Here is a 14313-nt window from a genome sequence, read left to right as displayed (position 1 = left end):
CGTACATGTCCGTACTGCTCGTGCTGTTGCAGATCGTCGCTGTCTGGCTCATTACCGACTTGCTGTCGGGCGTCTTTCACTGGATTGAAGACGCGTACGGGGACCCGTCGTGGCCCATCGTTGGTCGCCACGTCACGAAGCCCAATATCCTGCATCATTACGCCCCGCGGGCGTTCGTGACGAACTCGTGGTTCCTCAGTTCACGGCTGTTGCTCGCCATTTGCGCCGGCATCACCGCCCTGACGCTGGCGCTCGGCGTGTTCAACTGGATGATTGCGCTGTCCATGGTGCTCGGGCTCAATGCCAACCAGGTGCACAAGTGGAGCCATCGCTCCCGCCGGGAGAACGGCCCGATCGTGCGGCTCCTGCAGCGGCTGCACCTCATCCAATCACCGTCGCATCACCACCGCCACCATGTGCTGGGGAAAGACTCGCACTACTGCGTGCTCACCGACTTCCTCAATCCCATCCTCGACGGCGTGGGTTTCTGGCGCGGACTGGAGCGGCTGATTGCGCGGGTGTTCGGCGTCACGCGCCGCGACGATGAAGCCATGGCGCGCGCGGTGCTCGCCGATGATCCGGCCATCTTCGGTCCGCATCTCGAGGCCGTCCGGCAGCAGGTGGCGCGACAGGGGCGCGCCCGCGCTCAGGCGCACCCTCGCGCATCGTCGGGGCGCACCACCGCCCACGCCGCAACCTGAAAAGCAAACCGCCCCGGATGCGATCCGGGGCGGTTTGGCGTTCGGTCATCAGGCTCAGCGGCCGTAGCGCTTCTTGAACTTGTCGACGCGACCCTGCGTGTCGATGAGGCGCTGGGTGCCCGTGTAGAACGGGTGCGAGTCGCTCGTGATTTCGAGGAGGATGAGCGGGTACTCGTTGCCGTCGTCGAGCTTGATCTTCTGCTCGCTCGTCATCGTCGAACGGGTGAGGACCAGCGCGCCGGTCGACGCATCCTTGAAAACGACCGAGTGGTACGGCGGATGAATGCCTTCTTTGGCCATGCGAACTCCAGCATGCGCCACCATTGCCGGCGGTGTGCGCGTTCTTGAATGGATGCCCCGGGAGCCGGGGCGGAGTGGGGGCATTGCCCCCGGGTCGAAACACAGCCTTGATATCTGGCCGAGTTGGTCGGCGGATTCAAGGGACCGACTGGGCGCGGCGCCCTTGATAGAGTATGAGAACGCGCTATCATTACTGACATGCGCGTCCCCGTCGCCACTCATGAACGCCCTGACCGGCCCTGGCTCGACCGCCTTGGCATCGCCACCAGCACGCTGTGCGCGGTGCACTGCGCGGCCACGGCGCTGTTTGCGGGGCTGCTGTCGACCCTCGGGGCCAGCCGACTTGGCGACCCGCAGGTGGAGACCGTGTTTCTTGCGGCGTCGCTCGGCGTGGGGGCCGTCAGTCTGGGGCCGTCGTACCCGCGCCACCGCTCGCCGCGCCCCGCGCTGTGGTTGGCCGCAGGGTTCGTCCTGCTGCTGGTGGTGCGTCCCGCTACGGAAATGCCCGTGGCGGAGGTGCTGGCGGGGGTAGCTGGTGCGCTGTGCATCGTGCGCGCGCACTGGTTGAACGCCCGCCTGGTCACCACCTGTCGCCGTACGGCACCGGTAGTGGCGGGGTAACATCGTGGGGGCGTGAGCGGTGCGGACGATGGCATTGCCGAAACCGTGTCCGTTCCCGAACGTACGGCACACAGGCCGCCAGCAATCGACGCGGCCAATCGCGACCGTCCGTTCCCTCGAGTCACCCGCGCCCGCGACATGCAGCCCACCCCACCGCCGCCGCCGACCGCCACCTCCGTTCCGGACGGTGCCTTCCCGGTCACCATGACCCCCGATGGGGCCTCGCCCTCGGCGGTGCTCAAGGCCATGGAAGCACAGCGCAGCGAGCTGCGCGACCAGCTGGAGCGGGTACAGGACCAGCGCAATGACATCGCCAGCGACCTTCGCGCGGACGAGATCTCCCCGGCTGATCAGCAGGGCCTCGAGGCGAGGCTGAAGGAAACCGATGCCCGCATCTCCAGCCTCGAGCAGCAGATCGCCCAAGCCGATCTGGCCGTGGCCAAGGCATCGGCGGTGCCGGGAGCGGTCGTGGAAACGCCGCCGCCGGACACGTCCGACCGCGACGTGCTCGAGACGATCACGACCGTCTCGGTCGTCTTCACGCTGTTCGTGCTCTTTCCTCTCGCCTTCGCGCGCGCTCGGCGGCTGTGGAAACAGGGCGCGACCGTTATCGCCCCCGTCCCGCGCGAAGTCACCGACCGCCTGGAGCAGCTGGGCCAGAGCGTGGAGAGCATCGCCATTGAGGTGGAGCGCATTGGGGAAGGGCAGCGCTTCCTGACCCGGGTCATGAGCGACCAGAACAGGCAGCTTGGCGCTGGCGCGGCCCAACCCATTGTGGTGAATCAGGAGCAGAGGGCGGCGGAACCGCTGCGCTGAAGGAGATCGGGCTTCCGACCCCCGCACGCTGTCTCGGGGCTCCGACTTCGGGCATTCGTCCGACCTCCGACCTCCGACTTCCGATCGTCGGATCGATCGGATATCCCGATGTCGGACAGCGGATGAGCGCCGGAGGTCCGATGCCGGAAAGGGCGTTCGGAAATCGGAGTTCGGAGGCGTGTGCGGCCGGTACTGCGGGCACCACGCATCCGACCTCCGACCTCCGAACGCCGTTTCTGGGCTCCGAATTCGGGCATTCGTCTGACCTCCGAGCTCCGATGGTCGGATCGATCGGAGCTCCGGATGTCGGACCTCGGATGAATGCCGGAGGTCCGATGTCGGAAAGGGCGTTCGGAAATCGGAGTTCGGAGGAGCGTGCGGCCGTTACTGCGGGTACACCCCATCCGACCTCCGATTTCCGAACGCCGTTTCTGGGCTCCGATTTCGGGCATTCGTCCGACCTCCGACGTCCGATCATCCGGACCAATCCGAGCATTCCCGAACCGCGGCGTGCAACCCTTTCCCTTCCGGCGCTGTCTTTCTCGCGCACATGCATGCGCACCGACATGACGACAGCACGGAAACCGGCGACCCCGTGACCTTCGAGACGCCCTCCGATGCCGCGTTGCTGGCCCGACTCCGGGCCGGCGACCCGGCGGCGGAACGGCAGTTCTACGACCGGCACGTGGACCGGGTGTACCGCCTCATCCTCCGGATGAGCGGACGCCCGGAGCTGGCCCAGGAGTGGACGCAGGACACTTTCCTGCGGGCCTTCGACCGGCTCGGACAGTTCCGCGGGGACGCGGCGCTGAGCAGTTGGCTGCATGCAATTGCCGTGTCGGTCACGCTCAACGGGCTGCGCACGCTCAAACGCCGCGAGGCGTTTGCCGCGCCGCTCGAGGAGGCCACGACGGTGGCTGCCCGCAGCACCGACGTTGGCGACCCGGACCTTCGGACCCGTCTCAAGGCCGCGATCGCCGCGCTTCCGGAGGGCACCCGCCGCGTGTTTCTCATGCACGATGTGGAAGGATTCACGCACGAGGAGATCAGCGACGCGCTCGGCTGCGCCATTGGCACGAGCAAGTCACAGCTCTCCCGGGCGCGCGAAAAGCTGCGACACGCGCTCGCCGCGTTCGCCCCACACGCGCCACTGCAGCTCGGCAAGGAGTCGGCATGACCAGGCATCACCACCAGCAGGATCCACACGAGGAACCGTCGCACGAGTCGTCGGCGCTCCCCGCATCCGACGCACCGCTCGAGCCGTGGATGCTCGATCTCGTGCGCGAAGCCACGGCGGAGCTCGACGAGGCCGTCGAGGTGCCGCGCGAGATGATGTGGGCGCGCATCCGGCGGGACCGTGTGACCACCGCACCGGTGCCTGCCGCGCGCCCCGCGTCAGTGCGACGCCTGCGCCAGCTGATGGCGGCTGCGGCCGTGCTGGTGTGCGGTGTGGCGATTGGTCGCTACCTGCTCCCCCGCTCCTCCCCCACGTCGCCGGTCGTGTCCGTGGCTCAGGGCGCCGCCGCCGACGGGGCGGATCCGGCGCTCGCGAACGATCCGTCGCATATAGCCATGCAGGAGCATCTCGCACGCACCGTGTCGCTGCTCACCACGGTGAGTGACAACACGCAGTCCACAGGAGCCGATGCCGCACTGGCGCCGCCGGCGCGGGAGCTGCTCACCACCACGCGGCTGCTGCTCGATCAGCCCCAACTGCGCGACGAGCGCACGCGCCGGCTGCTGCAAGACCTCGAACTCGTGCTCGTGCAGGTCATCCAGGCGCGCTCCACCGCGCCGGAAACCCAGCGCGCCCCGCGAGAAACTCTACGCGAAACCAACCTGCTGACGCGTGTGAACGCGTTGGTCACGGCCGCCTCGCTGAGCGATGCGGTCATCTACGGAGGAGACTGATGATCGTGCGACCCCTGATGTCCCGACTGACGGCGATCGGTGGAGCGTGCGCCGTGCTGTGCGGCATGTTGCCGACCGCCATTGCCGCGCAACAGCCGCCGCGTCCGCGTCCGGCCCCGGCGCCTGCTCCGGCCGATCGCCCCGCGCCGGCCGCACCCCTCGCGCCTCCGGCGCCACGCGCTGGCCTCGATGTGCTCGCCCGTCTCGATGCCCTCGACCCGTACATCGCGGAAACCGTCGGTCACGCCCTGGCCTCGGTCGATGCGCGCGGCATTGCCGAACTGGCGCGACTGTCCAGCACCGACATGGTGGCCATGGCCGCCGAAGGTGCACGCTTGGGCATGGAGAGCGCCGCGATGGCGATGCGCATGGTGCCCTTCGCCGCGGAGGGTGGCGTGTGGACCGCCACAACCGAGCGGGCCCGAGGCTATCGCACGATGGCCCCCGAGCCGTGGGATGCGCAGGACCTCGCCGACTCGCTCTACCGTGAAGCGCGCAAGGCGCTCAGCGGCGATTCCTACCAGCGCGCGGCGGAGCTGTTCAAGCAGATCCGGCAGAAGTACCCCAAGAGCAGCTACGCCCCCGATGCGCCGTACTGGGAAGCGTTCGCGCTGCAGCGTCTTGGCGGGCAGCAGAATCTGCATCTCGCGCAGGATGCGTTGGGACTGCAGCAGCGTGACTACCCGCGCGCAGCCACGCGCGGTGATGCCGCCGCACTCAGCGCGCGCATCGAAGGCATGTTGGGGCGGCGTGGCAATGTTGCGGCCGCGCAGAGTGTGCTGGGCCGCGCGGAACGTGCCGCAAACGATGGCTGCCCGCGGGCCGAAGATGACGAACGGGTGGACGCGCTGAACGCGGTGACGCAGATGGACGCCGAGCGCGCGATGCCCATTCTCAAGAAGGTCCTGGCGCGTCGTGAACCGTGCACGCAGCAGCTGCGCCGTACCGCGGTGTGGCTGATCGCGCGGCAGAAGAGCCCCGAGGCGGCCTCGCTGCTCATGAACGCCGCCAAGTCCGATCCCGATCGTGAGGTGCGTGAACAAGCGGTGTTCTGGCTGGCGAACGTGCCGAGTGAGGAGGCGGTGAACATGCTGGTGGACCTCGCGCGCAACGGCGAGGAGCTCGACATGCGCAAGCGTGCCGTATACGCATTGTCTCGGGCGGGCGTGGGGACGGGCGGGCGGTCCGGCTCAGACCGTGCGCTGGCCACCCTTCGCGACATCACCGCCGACGTGAAGGCACCGGAGGAGCTGCGCGTCGAAGCGCTCCACTGGTATCTCGGACGCAAGCCCCCCGAGGTCGCTGAGCCGCTTGCGTATCTCGCGGACGTCTACGCGAAGTCCAACGGGCAGATGCTCAAGGAAACGGTTTTGCGGTACATCGCGTCGCTCCGCAGCGACGAGTCGCGCGCGTACCTCGTGGCACTGGCGGTGCATGGGCATGAACCGATGGAAGTTCGCCGCACTGCCGTGGCCTATCTCGGTACGGGCGGTGGCTATTCCAGCTGGACGCCGCGTGTGGTGGGGCAAACCGCGCGCCGCGCTGGGGGCACGGTACTGACCGCAACGCCTGGCAGCGCGCAGGCCGACGCGGTGAGCCGGCCCGCGGGCAGCGTGATCGTATCATCGCTGGTGCAGGTCTACGACACGAGCCGCGAAATGGAGATCCGGCGCCAGGTACTGGCCTTGCTCGCCAGTGTTCGCGACAACGCCGGCACCGACAAGCTCATCAGCGTGGCGCGCACCGAAAAGAACCCCGAGTTGCGTCGCGCTGCCATCACGTATCTCACCCGCAGCAAGGATCCGCGCGCCCTCGAGCTGCTGCAGGAGATCATCAACAAGTGACCACACACCGCATGGGCCGGTGTGGGGTCTCCGGGAAGCAGGGGCGCAGCGTATCGAGGAGCGCGTGATGGGGCGAGACATGCGTAACGCCGTGACTGGAGGGGTACCTCAACTCTCGCTGCTGGCCAGCGCAGTTCTCACCGCTATCTGAGCTCAATTCTCCCCCTCAAGTCTGGCGACTCACCTCTCAAGAGTACACTTTCGGGGGACCCTCACCCCTCCCTCATGCGCCGCGCCCTTCTCTCCGCCCTCCTTCTCGCCCTCCCCACTGTCGCCAGCGCCCAGCCAGCTGCCGAGCCGGCCAAGGTTCGCTGGGAGCGCCTCTGTCAGATCCGCCGCGACAAGTTCGACAAGATTCTCCCCGGTGCCCTCCGCGACAACGGCGTGGACATGTGGATCACCATGCAGAAGGAGAATCAGTTCGACCCCATGTACGAGGATTTCGGGCGCGGGTACGTGGGCAGCGTAGGCTACTATATCTTCACCGACCGGGGTGGCGACCGCATCGAGCGCGTGGCCATTGGCGCCAGCGGCGGCATGCTGGAAGGGTGCAAGGTGTACGACCGCATCCTCGGCCTGGCGAACCTCAAGGCCTTCATCGCCGAGCGCAATCCCAAGCGCATCGCCATCAACATGTCGGAGGAAGTGGGCGCCGCCGACGGGCTCTCCAAGACCAGCTACGATCGCCTCGTGAAGGAGATTGGCCCCGAGTGGGCGGCCAAGCTGGTGAGCAGCGAGAAGGTGGTGAGCGACTTCCGCAGCGGCTTCCCCATTTCGCAGGTGGTGGCCCTCGGTGAAGCGGGAGAGATCTCGCGGCGCATTGCCGAACGCGCGCTCAGCAACGAGATCATCACGCCGGGTGTCACCACGCTCGAGGACGTGGCGTGGTGGATGATGGACCAGCTGCAGCAGCGGGCGCTGGGCTCGAGCTTCGACATGCCGAGCGTGTACATCACCGGCCCCAAGGGGATCGAGGCCACGAGCAATGGCCGCATCATCCAGCGCGGCGACCTGGTCATCATCGACTGGGGCGTGGGCTATCTCAACACGTGGACCGACGTGAAGCGCATGGCGTACGTGCTCAAGCCGGGGGAGACGGCGGCGCCCAAGGGCATTCAGACCGCCTTCGACAACGCGCTCAAGGTGCGGGAGATCATCCATCGCACCATCAGGCCGGGCCCCACGGCGGGCGCCATGGTGGAGCAGCTCAAGGCGGAGATCACCAAGGGCGGCTTCCGCATGCAGGGCACCTTCAACGAGGTGGGCACCGACAGCGCGATCGAGGTGAACATTGGCTGCCACAGCGTGGGCGACCGCGGGCACGGCAGCGGCCCGAGCATCGCCTGGTTCAACCCGCGGCAGATGACCTTCAACATCAAGCCGTTCAACCCGTTCAGCATCGAGCTGTTCGCCTGGACTCCCAACCCCGAATGGGGCGGAGCGAAGGTGCGCATTCCGCTGGAGGACGACGCGATGGTGACCGACCGTGGGGTGGAGTGGCTGTACCCAGTGAATCAGCGCATCTGGCTCATCAAGTGATGGCGTAGGGAGGGCAGGGGGTGCGGAGGCATCCACCCCACCCACCCAATGCCCGGCCCGCTCCCGTCGATTCTGACAGTCATGGCGCCCACGGTGACGATACGGCCACCCTGGGCGCTCCCTCCAGCAGCACCATCGACGGCTAGACTTCGGGGGCCGCTACCGGAGTCCTCTTTGCGCGAGTCAGTGTCCACGAATCCACGACGTCCGATCGCCCGGGGTCTTCACTCCGCGGCGATCGCATGCGCTGTGGCGTTTGCTTTCGGTGCCTGTGGCGGCGGCGACGGCAGCCCCCCCACGGCCCCGCAGCCCGGGGGGCCCGCGGTGCGGGAAGTGATCGTGACCCCGGACTCGCTGCGCCTGGCTCCCGGACAGACAGCCACACTGCGTGCGGAGGCGAGGGGCGCCGCGGGCACCGTTGTATCGTCTGCCATCGAGTGGGCCTCCGAGACGCCAACGGTGGCCAGCGTAAGCCCGGCCGGTGTGGTCACCGCAGTGAGCCCCGGTCGTGTGCGGGTTTCCGCGCGCGCCGGCAGCATCATGGGGACCGCCTGGGTGTCCGTCGTACGCCCCGATACTGCCTCGGCGGTCGTACGGGCCACCGATACCACCCGCGTCATTGCCGGCAACGGCAGTGGGGTCTTCATTCCGCCGGGTGCGCTGCCGGCCGGGGTGCGCGTGTCGGCCGAGGAGCGTCAGGAGGGCGCCGGAAGACTCAGCGTGCGGATCACCGTGACGGCGCTGGCGTCGGTCGCCAGACTGCGCGCACAACAGAGCACGAGCACCGCGGCACCCACTCGCGTGTTGGTGATGACCGCGGCGCCAATTCCCTCCACGCCACTCCCACGGCTGCGCGTGACGGCCGTGCTGCCGAACAACCGACGCGTGGTCACGGCCCCGGTGGCCGATGCGGTCTCACCGGCGGTCGATCAGGCGGGCCGCACGGTCACGCGCATCGAAACCACGTTGCTGCTGTCGAACGCGGCCGCGCAGGGGGGGCGCACCGTCGTCGATCTCGAATACCTCCCCGATCCCACGCCGGAGGCGGTGGGGTACGCACTCTATGCGGCGGGCAGTCGCGGGGTGACCACGCGCTTCAGCGGTACGCGTATCCCGGTGGTGTTCATGCATGGACTCCAGCCGGGCAGGCTGACCGCAGAGGACTTCTCCGCCTGGTTCCCCGACGATGCGGGCGACATGTGGGAGTCGCTCCTGAGCGGCATCGCTGCGGATGCCGAACTGCGCACTGCCGTGGAGCCGTGGGTGTTTCGCTACCCGACGTACAATGGCATGGCATTCAGCGCGCGCCGTTTTCGCGAACTGCTCACCGAACGCTTCGGCACCCAGCCGGTGATGGTGGTGGCCCACTCCACGGGCGGGCTCGTGGCAACGGTCGGCATGCTCGACGAGGCCTCGTCGCCGCGGATTGCGCGACTCATCTCGCTCGGCACGCCCTATCTTGGCTCGCCACTGGCGCGCGATGACCTCAGCACCGATCTCGTCGCCTCGGAGGTGGCCGCTGGTCGCTGTGCCGGCGCGGCCCTGCCGGTCGCGAACCGGTCGGGAGTGCTTACGGAACTCCTCGCGGACAGGAGCGACGGCTATCGCGATCTGAGTGACCGCAGCAGCATCATTGAGCGCGTGCGGCAAGGGGTACGATCGCTCGATGGGCGCATCCGCGCGGTGGCCGGCGCACAACTGTCGGGCACCGGCGCAGCGGCCGGCAACGCACTGGTGCTGCCCGGTTGCGCCATGCGGGCCCTCGATGCGGGAGACAACGATGGCGTGGTGGCCGCCGCGAGCGCGACGCCCCCGCTCGTGGCAAGCAGCGCGCGGGTTGCGGCAGACCACCTGAGTCTCACCACCAACGCCACCGCACGCGCCGACGTGCTGCAAACGCTCCGCACGTTCGTGCGTGCGCAGCCGCGGTTGGTGTTTGCGACGGAGCCACCCGCTCGCGCCATAGCCACGGCGCCCCTGCCGGCGGTGCGGGTGGCCATTCGAGACGGGTCAGGACAAACGCTGACCGGGGCCGCCCATGTCGTCACGCTGGCCTTGGCCCCCAACTCGCAGGGAGCCGTGCTGGGAGGAGCAGGCACGCGTCCTGCCGTGCAGGGCGTGGCCACCTTCGAGGGGCTTACCATCGATCGGCCCGGCACGTACACCCTCGTGGCGCAGAGTCCCTCGCTGCCGTCGGTCGGCAGCACAACCATCACGGTGGATTCGGCGCGGGCCATTACCTCGCTCGCGGTGTCCCCCACGTCGCTGTCGCTTGGCGTTGGGGCCACCGGCACCATCACCGCCACGATCACGCAGCCATCTGGCGTGGCGGCCGCGGTGGTGAGCTACGCGTCGCTCAACAGCGCCGTGGCTACCGTCACCGGCACGGGCAACAGCGCGACCGTGCGCAGTGTGGCGCTGGGCAGCACCACGATTCGCGTGACGGCCACCGCGACCGGCACGGCCGCCTTTCCGGCGACGACCGTGACCGCGGATGTCGCCGTCACGGTCGCTTTCGGCGGCGGCGGCACCGGGCTTGGCGCCAACTTCGGCACCGAGCAGTTCGCGCTCATTCCCGCCGGCTCCTTCCGCATGGGAACCGCAACGGGAGGCTTCAGCGATGAGCGACCCGTGCGCCAGGTCACCATCAGCCGCGCGTTCCTCCTGCAGCGAACCGAGGTGACGCAGTGGCAGTGGCGCGCGGTCATGGGCACCAATCCCAGCGCCTTTCCCACGTGCGGCGACACGTGCCCGGTCGAGAATGTCAGCTGGCTCGACATCCAGACCTTCCTGCAACGCCTCAACACGGCGGATCCGGGGAAGAACTATCGCCTGCCCACGGAGGCCGAGTGGGAGTACGCGGCGCGCGCCGGCACGACCGGCGACTACGGCATTGCCGGCAATATCTGCACCTTCGCCTGGGTGTTCGACTCCGGGTGCGATGCCGATGCCACGCGGCGCGTAGCGCAGGGGCTGGCCAACGCGTGGGGGCTGTTCGACATGCACGGCAACGTGTGGGAGTGGGTGCAGGATTGGTACGGCCCCTATCCCAGCGCCGCGCAGACCGACCCCACGGGCCCCACGACAGGCTCGAGCCGGGTGTTGCGTGGCGGGTCGTGGTTCGGCGACGCGATCATCGCGCGCTCAGCCTACCGCGGCGAAAGCGCACCCTCGGCTCGGCTCTCCTACGACGGGTTCCGGCTGGTCAGGAATCCGTAGTCGGTGCCCGTGGCCGCTTCATCGCCCGTCACCACCGCGCAACAGAAAGGCCCATCGTGCGTCGATGGGCCTTTCGTCAACCATGGCTCTCCGTGCCCCCCACGCTCACCCGCCGTTGAGCTCCAACGTCCAGGTCACCGGCATGTGCGGATCGAGGCTGTCGCGCACGCTGCAGTACTTGGTGACCGCCAGCTCGATCGCGCGCTCGGCGTGCTGACGCTCCACCTCGGCGCCAATGATGCGGTAGTGCAGCTTGATGGCCGTGACACGCCCCGGCACACCGGCAAAGCGCTCCCCCTCCACATCCACGCTCAGCGCCTGCACCGGCGTGCGACGCTTGGCGAGAATGTCCACCACGTCGACGCCCGTGCACCCCGCCAACGCGCACAGCAGCGTGTCCACGGGCGAGGGGCCGGTTTCGCCACCCGCGTCCATGCGAATGGCCGGCCCACCACTCTGACGCTGGCCGTCGAAGCGATGCTCACCCGCCCACGTGACCGTGACCTTGGCGGGCGGCTTGCCTACCACCGGCATGGCGGTGGTGTCCTTGAGACTCTCATTGCTCATGGCTGTTCTCCCTTGCGAATAGGCGCCCGCACCGCGTTCCCCCACTCGGTCCACGACCCGTCGTAGTTGCGCACGTTCGTGTACCCCAGCAGGTACGTGAGCACGAACCACGTGTGGCTCGAACGCTCACCGATACGGCAATACGTTACCACCGAATCGGTCGAGCGCAGCCCCAACTCTTCTTCATACAGCCCCCGCAACGCCTCAGCACGCTTGAAGGAGCCGTCGGACTCGGCCGCCTTGGCCCACGGCATGCTGCGGGCGCCGGGAATGTGCCCGCCCCGCAACGTGCCCTCCTGCGGGTAATCGGGCATGTGCAGCTTCTCCCCCGTGTACTCCTGCGGCGACCGCACATCCACCATGGGCAATCCCGCCTGCATGTGCGCTTTCGTGTCGGCGAAGTACGCGCGAATGCGCGTGTCATCGCGCTCGCGCGCCACGTAGGCCGACGACGCGACACTCGGGCGCGCCTCGGTGGTTTCGCGCCCCTCGGCCAGCCACTTCGCGCGGCCACCGTCGAGCACGACGGTGTTGTCGAAGCCGAACAGCTCGAAGACCCAGAAGGCGTAGGTGGCCCACCAGTTGTTCTTGTCACCGTAGAACACCACGGTGGTACCGTCGTCCACGCCCAACCGGCGCAGCAGCGCCTCGAAGCCGTCGCGCTGCAGGTAGTCGCGCTCAATCTGGTCGTTGAGGTCCACATGCCAGTCGAGCTTCTGCGCCCCGGGTATGTGCTCCACGTCGTAGAGCAGCACGTCCTCGTTGCACTCCAGCAGGCGCAGCGACGGGTTGGACCGGTTGGCCGCCAGCCAGTCGGTGCTGACGAGCCGCGACGGATGAGCGTAGCCCTTGGAAACGATGGCCGGGTCGGGGAGACCGGGCAGTGCGGAGATGGGAGACATCCTCCAACGCTAAGGTATGCGGTGGGAAAAACCAGCGCGGGGGGAGGAACGCCTGCGGCGGGCATGACAAGGCAGGGAGCAGGGGGCAGGGGGTAGGGGGCACGGGGCAGAGAGGATCCCCTTCCCCCTGATCCCTGCCCCCTGCTCCCTCCCTTGTAACAAGAGCGGCACGCCGAAGGCGCGCCGCACACCTTACCTTCCAGCATGGACCCGATCGACCCGATCAGCGACCCGCTCGTGAATACCGGCGCCGCCATCGCGTACCGGCTCTTCGATGTGGGCTACTCCATCGACCTCGAGCGTGCCCTCGACCTGCTCGCCACCAGTGGTCCGGAACGGGTACGTCCGGTGCGCGGTGAGGGACAGGCACTGCAGATCTCCAACCCGCCCATCACCGTGCTGCTGGGCGCGGAATCGCTGCTGGTAGGCGATGCGGCACACGAGGTGGAGCTCTCGGCGCGCATCTTCGATTTCGGCGTGGTGTCGCTGCGCGTGAAGGTCCGGGCGCCGCAGGGGAGTTCCTGGGAGGCGTTCACGCACTTCGGGCGTCAGCTGCATCACCACCCCGCCATCACGGCCATTACGGGGCATCACCTGCGCCTCCTCACCGATCGCATCAAGCCGGCGGTGGAGCGCCCGCAGCTCGCCGACGTGCACGAGGACTACACGGTGTTCCGCGTGGCGCGGGTCACCGGCTCCGACGGCGTCGCGTACAGCGCGGAATCGCTGCTGCAGCTCGATGTGGTGCCGCTGCTCCTCAACGAATCGCGCCCCCTCAGTGCCGACGCGCGGCGCGAACTGCTGCCGCACCGTTTCAGCTACTACGGCGACGACCTCGCCATCGTCACCTGGGACAGCGCGCTGGTGGTGGAACCGGGCGATCAGGACACCGACCTCCAGTACATCCTGGAGTTCGCCAACGCGCAGCTGCTCGAGCTGCGCTATTACGACGCCCTGCTCGACGCCGAGTTGCCGAAGTTGTACGACGACATTGAAGCGGCGCGCGCGCGGCACGCGGTGTTTCCCGGGCGGCGCTTCGCGGCGCTGCTGCAGCGGCTGCAGGCGCAGGTGGCCGACAGCACCGAGCTGGTGGAGCGGGTGGAGAATGCGCTCAAGGTGACGGACGACGTGTACCTCGCCCGCGTGTACTCGGCGGCGCTCGAACTCTTCCGCGGGCGCACGTGGCGCGCGGGGATCGACCGCAAGCTGGCCATTCTGCGCGACACCTACGCCATGCTGAACGGAGAGGCGCAGGCGGCGCGCAGCGAAACGCTGGAAATCGCGATCGTGCTGCTGATTGTTCTCGAAGTCATCATGGGGCTGGCGCGGTAAGGTACGCCTGCGGCGGGCATGACAAGGGAGGGAGCAGGGGGCAGGGAGCAGGGGGCAGGAGGCAGAACAGGACCGCCTGCTCCCTGCGGCCTTCCCCCTGCACCCTCCCTTGTCAACAAAAGCGGCGCGCCAACGGCGCGCCGCGCACCTCACCCACTAGACTTCACCCGCCGGTTCCTCTCACCCCCGTACCATGGATTTCGACCGCGATACACTGGCCACTGCCATTGTGGGAACGGGCGGCGCCTGGCTGCTGGGGTCGGCGCTGTACCAGTTGCGCGCCGGACGCCTGAACGCCACCCAGATCCGTGGGCTGGTGCTGGCGGGGCTCGGGTTCCTCATGAGCGCCGGCGCCGCACGCTGGCTGCAGCATACCGGCCCCCGGGGCGTCGCGGTGTCGCTGCTGGGAACCATCTTCGCCATGCGCGGCATGTATCTGCTGGTACGGGAACGGGCGGCCGGCCAAGGCGCGCACCCCGCCGCGCCGCCGCCGCCGCCGCGAGGGGCGGCCTGCCCGCCCGAGCCTCCCACGTCAGACTAGCTCCGCGCCACGCGCCGAAT

The 14313-nt window shown here is 68.3% G+C and carries 13 protein-coding genes; 10 read left to right on the top strand and 3 right to left on the bottom strand.

The window, feature by feature from the left end:
* Positions 1-5 precede the first annotated feature (5 nt).
* Entirely contained in the window at positions 6-701 is a 696-nt protein-coding gene (locus O9271_RS00160) for a fatty acid desaturase CarF family protein (protein WP_298264962.1), read from the top strand.
* A gap of 54 nt (positions 702-755) precedes the next feature.
* Here the strand turns inward: O9271_RS00160 and O9271_RS00155 are convergent, their stop codons facing one another.
* The gene (locus tag O9271_RS00155; RefSeq protein ID WP_291268415.1) at positions 756-1001 is read right to left on the bottom strand and encodes a type B 50S ribosomal protein L31; all 246 of its coding nucleotides are present in this window, start codon (positions 999-1001) and stop codon (positions 756-758) included.
* Between the two features lie 198 nt (positions 1002-1199).
* Here O9271_RS00155 and O9271_RS00150 point away from each other — a divergent pair, with 198 nt between their 5' ends.
* The 7 genes from O9271_RS00150 (at position 1200) to O9271_RS00120 (ending at position 10951) form a co-directional block, all read left to right on the top strand.
* The gene (locus O9271_RS00150; protein ID WP_298264959.1) at positions 1200-1622 is read left to right on the top strand and encodes a MerC domain-containing protein; all 423 of its coding nucleotides are present in this window, start codon (positions 1200-1202) and stop codon (positions 1620-1622) included.
* A 12-nt stretch (positions 1623-1634) separates the two neighbouring features.
* Positions 1635-2438 carry a hypothetical protein gene (locus O9271_RS00145; protein WP_291262835.1) on the top strand — a complete coding sequence of 268 codons (804 nt, stop codon included), beginning with the start codon at positions 1635-1637 and terminating at the stop codon, positions 2436-2438.
* 550 nt (positions 2439-2988) lie between these two features.
* Complete coding sequence (locus O9271_RS00140; RefSeq protein WP_298264956.1) at positions 2989-3615, top strand: sigma-70 family RNA polymerase sigma factor; 627 nt, start codon at positions 2989-2991, stop codon at positions 3613-3615.
* Positions 3612-4349 carry a hypothetical protein gene (locus O9271_RS00135; protein WP_298264953.1) on the top strand — a complete coding sequence of 246 codons (738 nt, stop codon included), beginning with the start codon at positions 3612-3614 and terminating at the stop codon, positions 4347-4349. The genes O9271_RS00140 and O9271_RS00135 overlap by 4 nt, the downstream gene beginning before the upstream one ends.
* Positions 4349-6193 (top strand): HEAT repeat domain-containing protein, encoded by a 1845-nt coding sequence (locus O9271_RS00130; RefSeq protein WP_298264950.1) that lies wholly within the window; start codon positions 4349-4351, stop codon positions 6191-6193. The genes O9271_RS00135 and O9271_RS00130 overlap by 1 nt, the downstream gene beginning before the upstream one ends.
* A gap of 225 nt (positions 6194-6418) precedes the next feature.
* Entirely contained in the window at positions 6419-7732 is a 1314-nt protein-coding gene (locus tag O9271_RS00125; RefSeq protein WP_298264947.1) for a M24 family metallopeptidase, read from the top strand.
* Positions 7733-7981: 249 nt separating this feature from the next.
* Positions 7982-10951 carry an SUMF1/EgtB/PvdO family nonheme iron enzyme gene (locus tag O9271_RS00120; protein WP_298264944.1) on the top strand — a complete coding sequence of 990 codons (2970 nt, stop codon included), beginning with the start codon at positions 7982-7984 and terminating at the stop codon, positions 10949-10951.
* Positions 10952-11056: 105 nt separating this feature from the next.
* On the opposite strand, the gene O9271_RS00115 is transcribed toward O9271_RS00120, so the two are convergent.
* Both O9271_RS00115 and O9271_RS00110 read right to left on the bottom strand, forming a co-directional pair.
* Positions 11057-11518 carry an OsmC family protein gene (locus O9271_RS00115; RefSeq protein ID WP_298264941.1) on the bottom strand — a complete coding sequence of 154 codons (462 nt, stop codon included), beginning with the start codon at positions 11516-11518 and terminating at the stop codon, positions 11057-11059.
* Complete coding sequence (locus O9271_RS00110; RefSeq protein WP_298264938.1) at positions 11515-12420, bottom strand: sulfurtransferase; 906 nt, start codon at positions 12418-12420, stop codon at positions 11515-11517. The genes O9271_RS00115 and O9271_RS00110 overlap by 4 nt, the downstream gene beginning before the upstream one ends.
* A 204-nt stretch (positions 12421-12624) precedes the next feature.
* Here O9271_RS00110 and O9271_RS00105 point away from each other — a divergent pair, with 204 nt between their 5' ends.
* On the top strand, positions 12625-13752 hold the full coding sequence (locus O9271_RS00105; RefSeq protein WP_298264936.1) for a hypothetical protein: 1128 nt from the start codon (positions 12625-12627) through the stop codon (positions 13750-13752).
* Positions 13753-13945: 193 nt separating this feature from the next.
* Positions 13946-14293 carry a hypothetical protein gene (locus O9271_RS00100; protein ID WP_298264934.1) on the top strand — a complete coding sequence of 116 codons (348 nt, stop codon included), beginning with the start codon at positions 13946-13948 and terminating at the stop codon, positions 14291-14293.
* Positions 14294-14313: the final 20 nt, after the last annotated feature.

This window comes from Gemmatimonas sp., assembly GCF_027531815.1.
In the GTDB taxonomy this organism is placed as follows: domain Bacteria; phylum Gemmatimonadota; class Gemmatimonadetes; order Gemmatimonadales; family Gemmatimonadaceae; genus Gemmatimonas.
The sequence above is the reverse complement of the archived record's forward strand: the minus strand, read 5'-3'. Positions and strand labels throughout refer to the sequence as shown.